The organism is Pseudoalteromonas sp. SG43-1 (genome assembly GCF_014164415.1).
GTDB classification, from domain to species: domain Bacteria; phylum Pseudomonadota; class Gammaproteobacteria; order Enterobacterales; family Alteromonadaceae; genus Pseudoalteromonas; species Pseudoalteromonas distincta.
Genome location: NZ_JACJFD010000009.1, coordinates 44,130 through 61,198, shown reverse-complemented (window position 1 = coordinate 61,198; position 17,069 = coordinate 44,130). Strand labels below are relative to the sequence as shown.

15 protein-coding genes are annotated in these 17,069 nt (G+C 39.9%); 4 read left to right on the top strand and 11 right to left on the bottom strand.

The genetic code is table 11. From position 1 onward, the window contains the following. Window positions 1–24: 24 nt before the first annotated feature. The 4 genes from H5159_RS08775 to H5159_RS08760 form a co-directional block, all read right to left on the bottom strand. Complete coding sequence (locus tag H5159_RS08775) at window positions 25–1,512, bottom strand: cell wall metabolism sensor histidine kinase WalK (RefSeq protein ID WP_182780153.1); 1,488 nt, start codon at window positions 1,510–1,512, stop codon at window positions 25–27. 10 nt (window positions 1,513–1,522) lie between these two features. Then, window positions 1,523–2,248 (bottom strand): response regulator transcription factor, encoded by a 726-nt coding sequence (locus tag H5159_RS08770; protein WP_182780152.1) that lies wholly within the window; start codon window positions 2,246–2,248, stop codon window positions 1,523–1,525. Between the two features lie 62 nt (window positions 2,249–2,310). Then, a complete protein-coding gene (locus H5159_RS08765; RefSeq protein ID WP_024607274.1) occupies window positions 2,311–3,045 on the bottom strand; it encodes a spondin domain-containing protein in 735 nt (244 codons plus the stop codon). A gap of 10 nt (window positions 3,046–3,055) precedes the next feature. Then, a complete protein-coding gene (locus tag H5159_RS08760) occupies window positions 3,056–3,757 on the bottom strand; it encodes a spondin domain-containing protein (protein WP_182780151.1) in 702 nt (233 codons plus the stop codon). A gap of 185 nt (window positions 3,758–3,942) precedes the next feature. On the opposite strand from H5159_RS08760, the gene H5159_RS08755 reads away from it, so the two are divergent. Both H5159_RS08755 and H5159_RS08750 read left to right on the top strand, forming a co-directional pair. Next, complete coding sequence (locus H5159_RS08755) at window positions 3,943–4,308, top strand: DUF4870 domain-containing protein (protein WP_182780150.1); 366 nt, start codon at window positions 3,943–3,945, stop codon at window positions 4,306–4,308. A gap of 228 nt (window positions 4,309–4,536) precedes the next feature. After that, window positions 4,537–4,971 carry a YqaA family protein gene (locus H5159_RS08750; protein WP_024595772.1) on the top strand — a complete coding sequence of 145 codons (435 nt, stop codon included), beginning with the start codon at window positions 4,537–4,539 and terminating at the stop codon, window positions 4,969–4,971. A 16-nt stretch (window positions 4,972–4,987) separates the two neighbouring features. Here the strand turns inward: H5159_RS08750 and folX are convergent, their stop codons facing one another. The 7 genes from folX to ycaO all read right to left on the bottom strand — a co-directional run bounded on the left by folX (window position 4,988) and on the right by ycaO (window position 13,679). Beyond that, on the bottom strand, window positions 4,988–5,344 hold the full coding sequence (folX, locus tag H5159_RS08745; protein ID WP_002962340.1) for a dihydroneopterin triphosphate 2'-epimerase: 357 nt from the start codon (window positions 5,342–5,344) through the stop codon (window positions 4,988–4,990). Between the two features lie 4 nt (window positions 5,345–5,348). Continuing rightward, window positions 5,349–5,903: a GTP cyclohydrolase I FolE gene (gene folE, locus H5159_RS08740; protein ID WP_002962341.1), complete on the bottom strand. Its 555-nt coding sequence runs from the start codon at window positions 5,901–5,903 to the stop codon at window positions 5,349–5,351. A 22-nt stretch (window positions 5,904–5,925) separates the two neighbouring features. After that, a complete protein-coding gene (gene folM / locus H5159_RS08735; protein WP_182780149.1) occupies window positions 5,926–6,645 on the bottom strand; it encodes a dihydromonapterin reductase in 720 nt (239 codons plus the stop codon). Between the two features lie 223 nt (window positions 6,646–6,868). Beyond that, a complete protein-coding gene (gene nadE, locus H5159_RS08730; protein ID WP_182780148.1) occupies window positions 6,869–7,699 on the bottom strand; it encodes an ammonia-dependent NAD(+) synthetase in 831 nt (276 codons plus the stop codon). Between the two features lie 68 nt (window positions 7,700–7,767). Then, window positions 7,768–8,397: a YceH family protein gene (locus tag H5159_RS08725; RefSeq protein ID WP_182721014.1), complete on the bottom strand. Its 630-nt coding sequence runs from the start codon at window positions 8,395–8,397 to the stop codon at window positions 7,768–7,770. A 43-nt stretch (window positions 8,398–8,440) separates the two neighbouring features. Beyond that, window positions 8,441–11,803, bottom strand: coding sequence for an ATP-binding protein (locus H5159_RS08720; protein WP_182780147.1), 3,363 nt, complete (start codon window positions 11,801–11,803; stop codon window positions 8,441–8,443). Between the two features lie 115 nt (window positions 11,804–11,918). Next, complete coding sequence (gene ycaO, locus H5159_RS08715) at window positions 11,919–13,679, bottom strand: 30S ribosomal protein S12 methylthiotransferase accessory factor YcaO (RefSeq protein ID WP_024595461.1); 1,761 nt, start codon at window positions 13,677–13,679, stop codon at window positions 11,919–11,921. A 156-nt stretch (window positions 13,680–13,835) separates the two neighbouring features. Between ycaO and H5159_RS08710 the strand changes: the two genes are divergently transcribed. Continuing rightward, window positions 13,836–16,121, top strand: coding sequence for a penicillin acylase family protein (locus H5159_RS08710; protein WP_182780146.1), 2,286 nt, complete (start codon window positions 13,836–13,838; stop codon window positions 16,119–16,121). 58 nt (window positions 16,122–16,179) lie between these two features. Next, entirely contained in the window at window positions 16,180–17,028 is an 849-nt protein-coding gene (locus H5159_RS08705) for an MBL fold metallo-hydrolase (RefSeq protein ID WP_039486908.1), read from the top strand. The last annotated feature ends 41 nt before the right edge of the window (window positions 17,029–17,069 follow it).

The following is a 17,069-nucleotide window of genomic DNA, read 5'->3' as shown; positions in this document are numbered from 1 at the left end:
AGATTTAACTCAATAAGGTGCTTTTTAAAAAAGCACCTTTTTTTGTGGCAAATTAAAGCTAAACATAGTGCCTTTACCAATTTCACTTTGTACGTAAATTTCGCTATCCATTAGTTTTAATAACCCTTTGCAAATAGCCAATCCTAAACCACCTTGCTGGCGCCCTTCTTTATTAGAATTACTTGCTTGGTAGTGAGGGTCAAAAATAGCATTCAGCTCATCTTCTTTTATGCCTACGCCCGTGTCTGATACATGCACAAATAGTTGATTATCGTCACTGCGTTTTACATGTACTGCAATGCTGCCGCCGCGAGGGGTATGCCTAATTGCATTATCAATTAAGTTACTTAACACGCGCTCTAATTTAGCTATATCGGCAACCACAGGAAAATCACAAATCGCAGGTTCTACCGACAAACTAATGCCTTTTTTGTCAACGGCTAAACTAAATTTTGCCATGCAATCGTAAATGAGTTCGCCTAAATTAAAGGTTTCTTTGTTTATACTTATTTCGCCATTTTCTAAGTGAGCAAGCTCAAATATTTGCTCTATGAGTAACTTTAATTGCCCACAATTATTAAGCGATACCTGTAAGTATTCTTGCTGCTCTTGTTTACTTAGTTGTTCACCCGACTGATTTAATACTTCTAAAAACCCCTGCAGTGAAGCAAGTGGTGTGCGTAGGTCGTGCGATAGATGAGTTAGCAACTCTTTGCGTTGTTTATCGCCTTGTTCAAGTGCTTTAAACTGCTCGTTAATACGGGTAAGCATGGCTTGAATACTTCGTCCTAAGCTATGCACTTCGTTACTTTTTTGCGTTGAATAGTTACTTAGCTTGGTGTCGGTAAGGCTGTAGTTGGCGGCTTCAATATTGCTAACATCACGTGCTAAGCGCTGAATTGGGTTGGTAAAAAAGCGTAGCAAAATTAGCATCGCAATAAATAAAAATGCGAGTGCAGAGCCAAGCCATAAAGCGGCTAGCCATAACTTATCATTATTTTTTACAGTACTTAGTGAGGTGTCGTAAGCCTCGCCACCAATAATTACATATAAATAACCTTGTAGCTTATCTTGATTAAATACTGGCGCGGCTGAAAATATTTTTTGTTGCTCTTTATTACGAGGGTTATCACCATAAATAGGTGCAGCGCTTGGGTCGTTAATCAGCCTTTTTAAAGGCGTTAAACTAATATGCGTGCGTTTAACTTTCCCCGGCTTTGCTGAGTAAGTAAGAATTTTTCCGGTTTCGTCTACAAAATAAAATTCAAACGCAGGGCCTAATAACATCAAGGTATGAAAGAGGTTTTCAAGCGCTTTATAGTCGTAAACACCTTCTTTTATTAATGGGTTATCTTGTACTAAATGCTCGGCAAGCGCCAAATGTAAATTTTGCTCAGCATGATGTTTTGAGGTGAGTTCTAATTGCTTGCTCCAGCCGTAAACTAGGGCGCAAATAAAACAAAAAATGACAACTAGCGATATAGCTAATTTTTGATACAAAGATAATTTCATAATAGGTGTCTTAATTGAGTTGGCTAGGGTTTAGTTTGTAACCAACCCCCCAAACTGTTTCGATGATAGGCGCTTGTTGGTGTTCTTCTAGCTTGGCACGTAAGCGGTTTATATGTGAATTAACCGTGTGCTCGTAACCACTGTGTTGGTAACCCCATACTTTATCGAGTAACTGCTGACGGCTAAAAACATGATTAGGATGGCGTGCAAAGTAAACGAGTAAATCAAATTCGGTGGCGGTAAGGTTAAGGGCTTGCTTGCCTAAATACACTTGGTGCGAACTAAATTCTATATTGAGTGAGCCTACATTTAGTGTTTGTTCGCTATCAACGGGGGAGTTGTCGTTGTTTTGGCCTGCGAGTAGTTGTGATCTGTGGCGTAATTGGGTTTTGACTCTGGCTTGTAATTCGCGTGCAAAAAAGGGTTTACAAATATAATCATCGGCGCCCATTTCAAGGCCAATAACTCTGTCCATATCGCTACTCAGCGCGGTGAGTAAAATAACGGAGGTAGTAGGGTAATGCTCTTTTATTTTTCGGCATAAGCTCAAACCATCCATTTGGGGTAAGTTTATATCGAGTAAAATAAGTCCGTAGGGATGCTTAGCTATTTTTTTTAAGGCTAGTTCTGCGCTCACAACATGATCAACATGTAAGTTAAGCGACGTTAGCTGCGTGATAATTAATTTACCTATTTCTCTGTCATCTTCTACTACTAATATTTTTTCGTGACGCATGTATAACCTCGTAAAAAAGGGGGCATCCGTGCTCCCTTACTTCCCCATTACAAGCTGGAACGTTACTGCGTGCGCGTAATTACTATTTTCGATACTGGGTTATCAAACTTATGTTCAACACCAAGTGCTGATGTAGATAATCCATCTTGATTTGAAACAATGCCTGGATGCATCGTTATTATATCGGCTGTATCGTCACGTATTTCGTTAAACCCTTCACCGCTAGCGGCAGGACCTGGCACAGTTTCAGCTGTTTCTGTATTTGCTTCCGTACCCGCATCATAAGCTGTCGTAGTGCGTGATAACGAGCCGCCAACTTCTAATGTTGATACATCTAAAGAACTAAGACCGGTAAAAGCATCATTTGTATTCCCAAGCATGGCAGCAAATGACAAATTAAGCGTTTCTTGCTCTTCAACAGTAATGATTACTGTGGTGGTTTCACCAGGGCCAATAGCGCCTTCAGCTGAAACTGCAGCAAGTGCACTTTCGTAGCTGAGGTATTCTTCATTTGCACCGCTTTCTGCAAGCATTTCTAAGCCAACAGAAGCTGTTGTACCGAAGGTCCAAGGTGCTTCATCTTCAAAAGCAATGACAGAGAGTGGTGACAAAGGCTGTCCTGCAGTTAAGTTACTAAAAGTAATAGTAAACTCACTGATCACAGGTTCTACAACAATTGGCTCAACAACGACCGGCTCTTCAACAACTGGGTCGTTATCATTATCGCTACACGCTGCAAGTGTGGTTGCAAGTGCAAGCACTAGTAGACTTTTTTTAAGGTTGTTAGCAGATGACATAATCATGCTCCTACTTAACTGTAACGGTTAATTGTGCTACTGGGTTTAACCATCTGTGTACTGTATTACTTAAATCGCTATTACCCGCTTCTAAATCGTCATCACCTAAGCTACCCGGGTGAATATGAATGTTAGTGTTTGTATCACCACTTAATACACCTGTACCGCCAGTACCAGCGTCGCCACCTGGAGCTGCAGGAATACCTGGAGTACCTGGAGCACCAGAGCCTTCAACTACAAGCTCATTGTTTTGTTCTGTGCCTGCATCGTAAGCATTTAAATTAATAGTGTAAGTACCCGCTTCTGTTGGGATTTTCCAACTGTTTAAGCCTACAAAGCCATCATTAGTTGGTAGCATCATTGCAGTTAAAGATAGGTACTCATTACCGTCGGTAGTTGTTAGTGTTGCCGTTGTAGATGCGGCTGGTGCAAGTAAACCTTCAGCTGGGTTTGCAGCCATATCACTACCCGCAGCAGTTGCTTGTGCAACTAACTCTTCAATATTGCCGCCTTCAGCCATTGTTTGTAGTGCTGAAGATGCTTGCGTTGCGACTTCAAACAGTGTGTCTTCGCTGTTGTGTGCTGTAATTAACAGTGGAGTAAAGTGAATACCTTTGGTTAGGTTAGTTACTTTTAGGTCTAATTCTGCGGCCATAGTCGATTGGCTAGCTGCCGCTAAAAGAATTGCGATTGTTAATGTAGAAGTTTTCATTATTATTTCCTGTAAGTGATGATTCGAGCTAAGTATTAAATAATCGTCTCCAGAAACTCTCACAAACTTATCACTTTTTTATCACAAGATTTCACGCTGTGATTTTTAAAGGTAAATACGTTGGTTGATTAGTAGACATTTGTTTAGTTAAGAGGCAACATACATAAAACAAAAAGGAGCGTGTTATGGAAGAAAATCAACAGGTTGAACCAGTTAATAAAGATGAGCGCATGTGGGCTATGTTATGCCATTTAAGTGCGCTTGCTGGGTTTGTTGTGCCGTTTGGCTCAATAATTGGGCCATTAATTGTGTGGTTAATTAAAAGAGATGAAATGCCAATTGTTGATGTGCATGGTAAAAAGGCGCTTAACTTTCAAATAACGATGGCAATTGCATATGTAGTTTGTTTTGTGCTGATGTTTGTAGCAGTCGGCTTAATATTACTACCTATAGTGGCAATTTTTGGGTTTGTAATGGTTGTAATGGCAAGTATTAAAGCTAATGAAGGTAAAGAGTTTAATTACCCGTTTAGTTTAAATTTGATAAAATAAACACACAGTTTATTTTTATACCAATTGCATTAAATTAGTGACCTATTATAGCGATAAGAAAATAGCTCAATAACAAGGCTAAAATTATGATACATAGTTGTTCTATATAAATAATTTTTAACGTAGTTAGTGAGTTATTTAATACGCTAGAATGATCATGTTTTTAATAAAATTGGTATTATAAACCCAGCTATAGGCTGGGTTTTTACGTTTAGCCATAAGGGCATTATGCTTTATCTCACGTTATTTATTAGCGCATTTATATCTGCGACATTACTGCCTAGCTCTTCTGAGGTGATAATGGTGGGAATGATTACTCAAGATAAAGTTAATTTATGGCTTATGTGGTGCGTAGCAACACTTGGAAATGTGTTAGGGAGCTGTGTTAATTACTGGTTAGGCACGCAGGTACTGCGTTTTAAAGATAAAAAATGGTTTCCTGTATCGCAAAAAGGGCTTGATAGCGCACAAAAGCAATTTAATAAATATGGAGTGTATAGTTTGTTATTTGCTTGGTTACCGGTTGTGGGGGACCCATTAACGGTGATTGGAGGCATATTTAAAGTACGACTTAGTACCTTTTTATTGTTAGTAACACTAGGCAAAGGCGCTCGCTATTTAGCGGTTATCGCCCTTGCCGTAGGATTCGAAAAGCTTTTTTAAATAAGTTTTTAAGTGCTTATTTAGCCCAATCAAGCGTTAACGACACTGAGTCGGCAAAACGCAGTGCATGTGGTTTATCAACACGTGCTTTAGCGTAATGAACGCTTGGGTGTGCGTGACAAACGGCAAGAATTTCAGCAACTAATTTTTCTAGCAGTAAAAAGTGCCCTTGCTCTACTAAGCTAATAACTTCTTTGGTGATCACTTTATAATTAAGTGCTTGGTCAACTTCATCCGTTTTACACGCATCATCAGCAGGGTAGTGAATCTCTAGATTGATCACTACATCTTGCTTTTTTTCACGCTCATCGGGGTTAAAGCCAATAAACGTACGCAGGCGTAAATTAGTAACGTTAATAATTGCATTAGCCATAGGGTTAACCTTTTATAAGCTGCAAAAATTCGTTACGTGTTTTAGGATCGCTTCTAAAGTTACCTAACATTACTGATGTACGCATGCTTGAATTTTGCTTTTCTACACCACGCATCATCATACACATGTGTTTTGCCTCAACAATAACGCCTACGCCCTTAGCGCCAGTAACTTCTTCAACTGCTTTAGCGATTTGATGCGTTAACTGTTCTTGAATTTGAAAACGGCGTGAAAACATATCAACAATACGTGCAAATTTAGACAAGCCTAATACTTTACCGTTTGGTATATAAGCAATATGGCAACGGCCAATAAAAGGCAGTAAATGATGCTCACACATAGAGTAGAGTTCTATGTCTTGTACTAACACCATGTCGTCAGCGTCAGATGTAAATACTGCTTTATTAGTTATTTCATCAAGCGTTTGACGATACCCTTGCGTTAAATATTCCATTGCTTTTGCAGCACGTTTTGGCGTATCAAGTAAGCCTTCGCGGTTAGCATCTTCGCCTACAGCGGTGATGATTTTTTCATAACTTTCTTTTAATTCATTGTGCATAAATATCTCAGTTTATTTATATTTACTTTAAATGACGACCGCCATCAATAGGCAAAGAGCGCCCTGTGATGTAGTGGCTTTGTAATAGTAAATCAATGCTATTGATAATTTCTTGGCATCCGGGTTCAATGCCCATTAATGATTTTTTAAGGGTCTTAGCTCGATATTGCTCATCGTCATGTTCATTAAAAATAATGAGCGATGGAGCAACCGAGTTCACTTTTATATTTGGCGCATATTTAGCGCTAAACGATTTGGTTAGGTTGTCGAGTGCTGCTTTACTTGCTGCATAAGCTAAGTGTTTAGGGCTGCCTGTTTCAACTACATAATCAGTAAGATGTATTATATCGGCAGGTACTTTTTCCTTTTGCTGATAGTTTAAAAGCAGCTCTGCGCACATTAAATTAATTAAATACGGTGTTTTGGCATGTATCCGCATCATATTATCAAACAGTGCTGCAAAGTCAGGGTTGTTAGCTTCGCAGTCCCAGCTTGATGCGTTATGAACAATAGCGCGCAGCGATGTTGTATGCTCTTTAAGCGTATTTATAAATGTACTAATACCTTCATCGGTACTAAAATCGGCATAAATACATACAGCGCCTTGTTGCTCTAATTTATCAACAGCGGCGTGACGAGTACGATACGTGATAATAATACTCTGCCCTTGGGCTAAATAATGCTGAGCGAGTGCTAAACCAATACGTTGGCCTGCGCCGGTAATTAAAATGGGCGATGTCATATAAGGCAGTGTTCTCTTTGGCGGGTAGTTATACCAATATAATTAAAAATATTATCGTTCTATCGCTATTTCATAGGGCTATAACAGCTCACTAATTTAATGCAATTGGTATTATAAAATTCAAAGCGTTAATTTATAAAAATATACGCAGCTTCTTAATCTGTCGATCAAAAAAGCAATTAATCCTCAAAGGCATTAATTGCTTTATTTTAGCTACTAAACCTTAATCGTAAATTGTCGGAATTGGTTGACGCTTATGTTGTGTACGCGTGTAAATGCTTACAAGCTTTTGTTCAACATCATCAGACACTGGTTTACCTTCTAAAAAGTCATCAATTTGCTCATAGCTCAAACCAAGCGCTTCTTCGTCTGTTAAACCTGGGCGGTCACTTTCTAAATCAGCTGTAGGTGCTTTATCTACCAATAAAGCTGGCGCACCTAGTGCAGTAGCAAGTGCACAAACTTGGCGTTTTGATAAACCAAACAGAGGGGCTAAATCGCACGCGCCGTCACCAAATTTAGTATAAAAGCCAGTAATGTTTTCAGCACTATGATCGGTACCCACTACTAAGCCTTGGCAAAAACCTGCAATTTCGTACTGAGCAACCATACGTTGACGCGCTTTGACATTACCTTTAATAAAATCTATTTGAGCTTGCTCAGGCAGTGCTTCACCACAGCCAACTACGGCAGCTAGCGCTTGCTCATGCAATGCATCAGCCGCAGGTTGTACGTTTACGGTCATACGTTTACTTGGTTGAATAAAATCAACCGCCATTTGTGCTTCATCTTCGTCAGCTTGTACACCATAAGGTAGACGTACAGCAATAAACTGATACTTGTTAGTATCGTGTTCTTTATTTAGCTCGTTTACAGCAAGTTGACATAAGCGGCCGCAGGTTGATGAGTCAACACCACCGCTAATACCCAGTACTAATGAGCGGGAGTGAGCTGCTACCAAACGTGTTTTAATAAAATTAACTCGGCGAGTTATCTCAGCATTTACATCAATCGTTGGCTGAACCTTCATTTCAGCCATAATTTCGGCGCGCATTGCCAGCTCCTTATAAAATTTAATATGTGATACGCAATAAACTTATTATGTGATTTAGTTTTAGTTAATTAAAGTTTTAAATGAGCTTTTATTTGGCGAAGCTCTGCTTTTAATTTTTCTACTTCTTCAAGTAAATCGCTTAATTCTTTGTCTTTAATTACTTCGCTTGGTAGCGCAACAAAGGCATCGGCGGGATTATTTTGTTGTTCGCCAAATAAATGAATATATCGGCTGTCACGTTTACCAGCTTCACGCTCTAGCTTTGTGACGTACTCGCTTTCAATCAGTTTATTGAGCGCTGCCTCTACTTCATTTGCGTTATTAAAATCAGCAAGCCTAGCACTGCGGGTTCTTAATTCACCAGGGGTTTGAGCACCACGCAAAAGTAATAAACAAACAATGGCACGCTGCTGAGCAGAAAACTGCAGATTACTAAATTCAGTGTTGCAAAAGCGGTGATCGTATTTATTTACACGACCCGAAAGACCTTCATCTATTGTGACCAAACGCATTTCTATTAGTTCATCAAGTGCGTTTTGCACGTCTTCATCTGTAAGACTTAACACAGGATCGCGATTAGACTTTTGGTTACATGCGTTCACGAGAGCGTTTAACGATAGCGGATAATGCTCTGGCGTCGTGCTTTGTTTTTCTAATAGGCAACCAAGAATACGTTGTTGATTTGTTGATAACTGCATAAATAATCTCAAATTAGTAAGCGTATTTTATTAGCTTACACCTTTATTGAATGCCAAGCCATTGTTGAAGCTTTGGTTGTAATGCAGCTAAATCGAGAGGCTTACTTAAATAGTCGTTCATGCCTGCGGCTAGGCATTTTTCTTTATCGCCCTGCATGGCATTGGCTGTTAGCGCAATAATAGTAATATTTTCATTATCTTTACCTGCATCACCTTCTCTAATGGCTTTAGTGGCTTGGTAGCCATCCATTTCGGGCATTTGGCAATCCATTAAAACTAGCTTATATGGTTTACCTTGTTTTGCATTGAGCTTTACAATTGCCTCAAGGCCATTTTCGGCAATATCAAAAGTAACACCCGCCTGCTTTAATAGCGCAGAGGCAACCACTTGGTTTATTTTATTGTCTTCAACAAGCAATAGTTGTGGTTCTGATGAATCCAGTACTGGCGCTTTAGTTAGCTTGTTTTGAAGCTGTGCTTGTTGCTGCTGTTGTTCAATGTATTTATCGTTTGTGAGTGAGTCAAACAAATCAGACGGTGTGAGAGGTTTGAAAATCATACAGTCGACTTCCATACCTACTTTAGACTCCTCAGACGAATAACTCATTGGCGCCATAATAACTAACTTGCAACTATGCATATTTATAAAGTTTTTGAGCGCGGTGATATGCGTTTGTGGGGCTTTTTCAAAAAAGTAGTAATCAACTAAAATAGCACCAGGGTGGGTGGTTACATTACTTAAGTAATCATCAACCTCAAGATAGTTATGTATACAATTAACTTTTGCACCCCAAACAGTGAGCTGCTTATTAGCGGTGTTAGCATTTAACGAGCACTCATCAATAATTAAAATATGTTTGTTTTTAATTAAATGACTCGGTAAATCTTGTTCTTTACTTAAGCGCGGTTGTATTTGTACTGTGAAAGAAAATGTACTTCCTTCACCTTGCATACTGTTTACACTCACTTCACCGTTCATCAGTTCGCACAATTGTTTTACTATGGCAAGACCAAGCCCTGTGCCCCCAAATTGGCGTGTTGTTGAAGCATCGGCTTGTGTGAATGAGTCAAATAACGACGCTTGTTTTTTAGGGTCAATACCAATACCAGTATCAATAATCGAACACTGTAGGAACGAGCCATCCGTTGTTTCATCTATTCTGGCGGTAATGACTACTTCGCCATCAATAGTAAATTTAACCGCGTTGCCAATTAAGTTATTTAAAATTTGGCGCAAGCGGTTAGGGTCACTAATTATCTCGCTAACAGTTATTTGAGTAGCATCTAGAATAAGTTTTGTATTGTTTTGTTCTACCTTTAAAGCAAAGGATTCCACCACTTCTCCTAATAACCGAGGTAAATTAAATTGCACGTTTTCAATATCGAGCTTACCGGCTTCAATTTTAGAAAAGTCTAATATGTCATTAATTATATTAAGCAAAGATTGAGCTGATGATTGAGCAAGTTCAATATGATGTTTTTGCTGTAGGTCCAATTGAGTTTGCTTAATTATGTTAAGCATACCTAAAACACCGTTCATTGGGGTGCGAATTTCGTGGCTCATACTCGCTAAAAATTCACTTTTAGCTTTAACAGCTTGTTCGGCGGTTTCTTTGGCAGAAACTAGTTTTTGTTCGGTTTCAATTCGCTGTTGGCTTGAGTGCAAGCTGCCTATTAACGCTGCAACGGCAATTAAAAAGCTTTCTTCGTTTTTAGACCAGTGGCGTTTTGATTGACATTGCTCTGCGCAAACGACTCCTATAGCGCCACTTCCCGCAGGAATTATTACGCACAGCATTGATTTAATCTCGAGAGTCATTAAATACTGTTCTTTAATTGGCTCGAGTATTGGGTGTTCTTGGGCGTCAGGCACATTAAATACAGGCTGGTGATCTATTGCATTAAAAAAGCCGGGAAGATTTTTTCTTAGCCAAATAGAGTCAATTTTATCACTAGACGAATGTTTACTATGTATGGCAAAAGGGCTTAGTTGGGATTTGTCTTCATTAAAAAACCAAATACTGGCACGTTTAATATCAAATGCTTGGCAGATTGCTTTAGTAATAATGTCTTTTGATTGGCTAAGTTGCCCATTTAATATTAATTTATTAACGGTCAGGGAGGCTAAAATTTCGTTGTGTAATGCGGTTTTATTATTTTCTAATTCAATTTTTTTACGGGTATCAATATTCTGTAATGAGCCAAAAATACGTGTGCATCGTCCATTTTTTCGTTCTGCTTCACCATGTACGAGTACCCAAACAGATTCACCTTCTTCATCCATTACTTCTAATTCAACTTCGTAGCTTTCACCATATTTTATGGCTCGTTCAATTAAAGGTTTAATTGTTTCTCTGCTAGTGCCTTTTTTAAAGTAATTTAAATCTTTAGGCCATTCTGGTTGGCTATTTAATGGGTATTTAAATAGTTTTTTGGTCATATCAGACCAATACACTTGTTTCGTTTCTAAGTTAAATGACCATGCGCCTATTTGGGCTAGATCACTCATTGCCTCAAGCATTTTTTCGTTTTGTTGCTGGCGATTAAGCATTTTCAAAAAGAATAAAAAGGCCCAAATTAATAACCCGCAAATAATTATAATTGATAGCCTAAGTGGCCATACAGCTGAATTTGGTGGGCTCCAACCTATTTTAGGTGCTACGTAAAGTTGCCAATTGCCACCTTGAAAGCTTAACGTAAACTCAAGGGGGTCTTGCTCTATTATGTTTTGATTACCGTAAAAAAACTCCCCTTTGCTGCCAAGTCCATGCCTGCCTTGTAAAGCGACGTTGTATTCTTTTTCTAGCTCATAAATACCTGAATTTTCATAGACTTTGTCAATGTTGAGAACAACTGAAAGTAATCCCCAAAAGCGATTTTCTGGCGGTATGTAAACAGGAACGCGGGCTATAAGTGCTATGTCACCTTGGATTAATTTTAATGGGCCAGCCATTACAATGGTATTTGTATCACGAGCTCTAATAGCATCAGCGCGTTGGTTTTTTTCTTCTAAAAAGTTTAAACCGAGTGCTTTTTCATTACCTTTTAAGGGGTAAGTCATACGAATTACCATATCGGGTGCGCCACCAATATTGCGAAGCTCATTTGAGGTTTTAAATAGTGGTTGGGCAATTTGTTCAAACTGTGTTTGCTGTAAATCAGGCTGCGCTGCTACGGCAACACCTAAGCCTCGAACTAGTTGGATATTAGAAACTAAAATAGATTCTAATTGAGCTCGATATGTACTTACTTCAGAAAGAATTTGTAGGCGATGGGCATCTTTAATACGATTGTAGTTAATACGATCAAGTACGATACCAACTAGTACAGTTAGCGTAAGCGATAACCAAAAGGTCAACTTAAAGTTATGAACGTTCGTTTTTTTATTGTTAGTAGATGGTGGCATTTGCTACATCGTGGCGTTAATTTAGGCAAATTAACTATAGCTAATTTATTACACAAATGAAAACGGCGCATTAACAAATGCGCCGTTTATTTTTTATAATTAGTAGTTTAGCGAGTTACGAGTCGCTAACTTCACGCGCCCAGTGATTTTGCTTTGCTACATGTAGCTTGCGGTAACCATCAAGTAGCGCCGCATGCTTTTTAAAGCCTTCAAGCGATAAACCAGGGAAAGTTAAACCGTTAAACTGCTTTTTACCTTCGGCAATTTCTATAGCCAGCGCTACATTATTAGCGCCAAACATTAAGCCTAACGCATCTTGGTAATCAGCGTATTCGCGCTCGTCATCGTATTTAATTTCAAGAACTGCTTTTAAACAGCGGAAGTGGCGCATTGCCTCTTCGTTTACTTGGCCTGTATGAAGTATCCAGTCAACCCAATCAATGGCTTCTTCGCTGCCTGCAGCTAAACATAGGTGTGCTTTAAGCTCACCTATACGCAGTGTGTGCCATGGTGTGTCGGCATCGGTTGCAAGGCCAATAAATTCTGCGGCGCGGATAATATCGCTGTGGCCTGCTTCTTCTAGGCTGTCGTAAATTTCCATCCATTGCTCTGCATCGTACTGATCAAGCGATAGGAATGTTTCGCGAAATTTTGCGCCTTCGTTGTTGTTACGCCAAATAAGCTCATCAACAGGGTAAATGTCAGACATGCCAGGTACTAAAATACGACACGCGTATACGTTTAGGTGCGTGTAATCCATGATGTAGATATCATGATCCATGCTATGAATTAGGTCAGTACAGAAGTTATATTCTTCTTCAGTTGTTCCGCTAAAGTCCCAGTGTACAAATTCAAAATCAGGTTTTGCACGGAAAAAATCATGCGAAATCAAACCGCTTGAATCAATAAAGTGCAGTTCAATGTTCTCTGGTGTTGCTACTTCATCGTTATCAAATGTTGCAGGTTGGAATACATCTAGCTGATCAAGACGACGACCTTGTAGTAACTCAGTCACGGTACGTTCAAGCGCAACTTCAAATGATGGGTGAGCACCAAAAGAAGCAAATACAGATCCATCTGTTGGGTTAATAAGCGTTACGCTCATTACAGGGTATTTACCCCCAAGTGATGCATCGGCAATACGTAAATGAAAGCCATGGCTGCGAAGTTCTTCACACGCTTCGTGAATTTTAGGGTATTGCTTAACAACATCTTCAGGCACGATTGGTAAACAAATACCTTCGGCGATGATGCGGTTTTTAATTGCGCGCTCAAATACTTCTGATAAACCTTGTACGCGAGCTTCAAACTTGGTGTTACCTGCGCTCATACCGTTAGATACAAAAATATTACCGATAACGTTTACCGGAATGTATACGTCTTGGTTATCGCGTTGGCGTGTGTATGGCAGGGTACAAATACCACGGTCGATATTGCCTGAGTTAAAATCAAAAAGGTGTGATGCGTTTAGTTCGCGCTCTGGGTCAAAGTAATCCCATAAGCTTTCATCCATAATGCCCTCTGGCACTTCATCGCCTTCAACTTTAAACCATTTTTCGCTTGGGTAATGAGTAAACTCGCCATTAGCAAATTCTTCACCTAGATAAAAGTCTGCAAAAAAGTAGTTACAGCTTAAACGTTCAAAGTATTCACCGAGTGCTGAAGCAATAGATGCTTTGTCGGTTGCGCCTTTACCATTGGTAAACATAACACCGCAGTCGCTGTCTTTTATATGAACCGAATAACAGTTAGCTACAGGGTTAAGCCAAAGCGCTTCTTCAACATTAATGTTTAGGGCTTTAAGCTTGTTTTGCATGGTAGAGATTGACGATTCTAGGTCGCGGTCTTTACCTTTGATAAATGTTTTTTCAGTCATATTGATCTCAACTAGTTCTGCACGATGTGTGGAGCTGACATTATCGTGGATTTTGATGTTTATTTCACCCTTTGCGAGCAAGAACATTATTATTTAATAAAACTGTGGTTATTATATGTGCTTAACGCTTGGTCAAAACGTGCAAAGGAAACGGTGATGTTTAAAGTAATCAAACGCTTGTTGTTATTAATTGTGATATTAGGGCTGGCAAGTACCGCTGTTGTTTATGGGGTACTTAGTTTAAGTTTACCCGCCCTTGATGGAAACGGACGCAGTAACGCGGTAGCAGAGCCTGTAAAAATTTCGCGAGATGCATTAGGGCAAGCAGTAATAAACGCCAATAGCCGAAACGACGCCGCCTACGGTTTAGGTTATGCGCATGGGCAAGACCGATTTTTTCAAATGGATTTACTAAGGCGTAATGCCGCAGGTGAGTTAAGTGAATTATTTGGCCAAGCAGCGTTGGGGCTCGATAAAAAAATGCGTTATCATCAATTACGTAAACGCAGCCAAATTATTTTACAAACCCTGCCTGAGACCGATAAGCAATTACTTAAAAGTTACGCTCAAGGTGTAAACGAAGGCTTAGCGCAAGTAGGGTATTCAAGCTTTGAATATTTACTAACCGGTGCAGCGCAAAAGCCATGGCTAAGTGAAGACAGCCTACTTGTGATATTTAGCATGTACCTTGATTTACAAAGCGCCACATTTGAGCGCGACCAAGCACTTATTCAAATTGAGCAAGCGTACACAAAGCAAATGGTTGATTTTTTAACGCAACCGAGTAAGTACCAAGCCGCGCTTGATGGCAGTAAATTAGCGCCTTATAGCGACGGCATACCTACCTTTCCAACTCAAACAAAGCATATAGTTAAAAGTATTGAATCAAACCAAGAGCGCGGCAGTAATAACTGGGCTGTTACAGGGGCGCTTACTAAAACAGGGGGTGGTATGGTGTCGGATGATATGCATTTATCGATGGCAGTACCTGTAATTTGGTACAGGGCACAATTAAATTACATGCACAGTGGTGAGCAGACTCAGGTAACCGGTGTATCGCTGCCCGGCGCACCTGCCATTGTTGTTGGCACTAACAACAATGTTGCATGGGGATTTACTAACGGTTATTTAGATACAGCCGATTGGATTGCATTAAACGATGATAGTAAAACATGGCAAGTAGATGAACCTATTGCATTACCCGATGGGGAGGTTGAAAACTATTCATTAATACTCAGTGAATACGGACCTGTAAAATATATTAACGAAAAACCTTATGCGTTGAGCTGGGCTGCCCATCAGCCTTATGCCGTTAATATGCAGTTATTAAAATTAGAGCAAGCCAAAACGGTAGATGATGCACTTGCTGTAGCAAGCGATGTGGGCATTCCGGTGCAAAATCTTATGGTGGTAGACAGCCTTGGTAGCGCAGCGTGGAAAAACATGGGCGGTATACCGGCTCGTAAAGCGCCAAGTGAGCTTGGCGTAAATGCCGATGACTACTCAGCGCTTTGGCAGCAAAATGAATTACAACGCCCTTTTATTAAAAACCCGCAAAACGGTCGATTATGGACTGGTAATTCTCGCGTGGTATCGGCTGAGGATGACGCGCGTTTTGGTAATGGTGGCTATGCACTCGGCGCACGTTCGAGTCAAATTCGCGATAGATTATTTGAAAAACAAGCATTTGCTGAGAGCGACTTTTACGCATTACAACTTGATAACCAAGCTCGCTTTTTAATGCCTTGGCATGCTCTGCTATTAAAGCAATTAAAAGCCGATACAACTAAAAATCAGCAATATATAACAGCGCTTGAAAACTGGCAGCAATGTGCGTGTTCAACCTCCATAGGGTATACCTTAGTTAAGCGCTACCGCGATGAAGTGATTAATATTTTATTTAGCAGTATGGAAGATGAATTAAATAAACAACAAGGCACACTTAAATACGTAAAACGAGATTTAGAGCCCGCTGTTTGGCAGCTTATAAACAACAGGCCCGACACATGGATAAACCCACAATTTAAAAGCTGGGATGAGCAGTTACAAGGAGCATTTAGCCAAACTATTACTAAGCTTACAGAACAATTTGGTAATAACGTACAAAACTGGCAGTGGGGCAAGGTAAATGAGTTAGTGATAGAGCATCCGTTTGCAAAGCAAATGCCGTTACTTGCTAAGTTATTAAATATGCCCACAGCAGCGGGTTTTGGTGATAGTTATATGCCCGCCGTACAAGGGCGTAGTTTTGGCGCATCGCAGCGTTTTATTGCTCAACCTGGGCATTTAGAACATGCAATTATGGCTATTCCGGGTGGGCAATCGGGGCACCCTCTTTCTGAATTTTACAGAGCGGGGTTTAGTGATTACGTTGAAGGTAAGCATACACCTTTATTGCCTCAAGAATTAATACATCAAATAGTAATAAAGCCGACACGATGAACTAAAGTATAGCTAAACACGTTCTATATAATTACCAATAAAACAACAGAGAACTAAAATGAAAAAAATACTACCCGCATTAATAACAGGTTTATTACTAAGCACTACAGCGCAAGCAGATGATGGCCCAGTAACAGCACAAAAGCTAAGTGAGCATGTATACGTACTATTTGGGCAAGGCGGTAATATTGCAGCAAGTGTAGGTGATGATGGCATTTATATTATTGATGATCAGTTTGCCAAGCTCTCAGATGATATTAAAAAAACCATTAGCGATTTAAAACCAGGCAGTGCAGAGTTTGTCATTAATACTCACCATCATGGCGATCATACCGGTGGCAACGAGAACTTTGCTAAAGCGGGTGCGCATGTTATAGCGCACGACAATGTACACAAACGTTTAGAAGAGCAGCACGGGGAGGGGTCAGACTTTTTACCGCGCATTAGTTTTGGTCATGACTTAAAACTACATTTTAATAACGAACACGCCCATGTAGTGCATTACGAACATGCACACACCGATGGCGATTCGGTTATCTTTTTTAGTAACGACAACATAGTGCACATGGGCGACATTTACTTTAATTTTGGCAGCTTACCGTTTGTTGATGTAGATAGCGGCGGCAGCGTTGATGGTATTTTAGCGGCAGTAAACGATGTAGTTAATCAAATTGACGACAACACTAAAGTAATACCAGGACACGGCAAGGTAAGTGACCGTTCAGGACTGATAGCGTATGGTAAGCTAGTTCAAAACGCGAAAGACGTAATGCTAAAAGCAATGCAAAATAATGCAAGCTTAGAGCAAGTACTTAAAGCCGATCCATTGGCTGAGCTGAATCTTGAATACGCAGGCTGGTTACCAAAAGAGAAAGTAACCACACTTTTTTATCGTAGCTTAAAGTAGTACGCGTAACGTAAAAAACATGATACAAAGCTGAGTGTACT

Bases quoted from the DNA above. Each gene is read 5' to 3' on its own strand.
- H5159_RS08775 (WP_182780153.1), bottom strand. From the start codon at position 1,512: ATGAAATTATCTTTGTATCAAAAATTAGCTATATCGCTAGTTGTCATT.
- H5159_RS08770 (WP_182780152.1), bottom strand. From the start codon at position 2,248: ATGCGTCACGAAAAAATATTAGTAGTAGAAGATGACAGAGAAATAGGT.
- H5159_RS08765 (WP_024607274.1), bottom strand. From the start codon at position 3,045: ATGTCATCTGCTAACAACCTTAAAAAAAGTCTACTAGTGCTTGCACTT.
- H5159_RS08760 (WP_182780151.1), bottom strand. From the start codon at position 3,757: ATGAAAACTTCTACATTAACAATCGCAATTCTTTTAGCGGCAGCTAGC.
- H5159_RS08755 (WP_182780150.1), top strand. From the start codon at position 3,943: ATGGAAGAAAATCAACAGGTTGAACCAGTTAATAAAGATGAGCGCATG.
- H5159_RS08750 (WP_024595772.1), top strand. From the start codon at position 4,537: ATGCTTTATCTCACGTTATTTATTAGCGCATTTATATCTGCGACATTA.
- folX (WP_002962340.1), bottom strand. From the start codon at position 5,344: ATGGCTAATGCAATTATTAACGTTACTAATTTACGCCTGCGTACGTTT.
- folE (WP_002962341.1), bottom strand. From the start codon at position 5,903: ATGCACAATGAATTAAAAGAAAGTTATGAAAAAATCATCACCGCTGTA.
- folM (WP_182780149.1), bottom strand. From the start codon at position 6,645: ATGACATCGCCCATTTTAATTACCGGCGCAGGCCAACGTATTGGTTTA.
- nadE (WP_182780148.1), bottom strand. From the start codon at position 7,699: ATGCGCGCCGAAATTATGGCTGAAATGAAGGTTCAGCCAACGATTGAT.
- H5159_RS08725 (WP_182721014.1), bottom strand. From the start codon at position 8,397: ATGCAGTTATCAACAAATCAACAACGTATTCTTGGTTGCCTATTAGAA.
- H5159_RS08720 (WP_182780147.1), bottom strand. From the start codon at position 11,803: ATGCCACCATCTACTAACAATAAAAAAACGAACGTTCATAACTTTAAG.
- ycaO (WP_024595461.1), bottom strand. From the start codon at position 13,679: ATGACTGAAAAAACATTTATCAAAGGTAAAGACCGCGACCTAGAATCG.
- H5159_RS08710 (WP_182780146.1), top strand. From the start codon at position 13,836: ATGTTTAAAGTAATCAAACGCTTGTTGTTATTAATTGTGATATTAGGG.
- H5159_RS08705 (WP_039486908.1), top strand. From the start codon at position 16,180: ATGAAAAAAATACTACCCGCATTAATAACAGGTTTATTACTAAGCACT.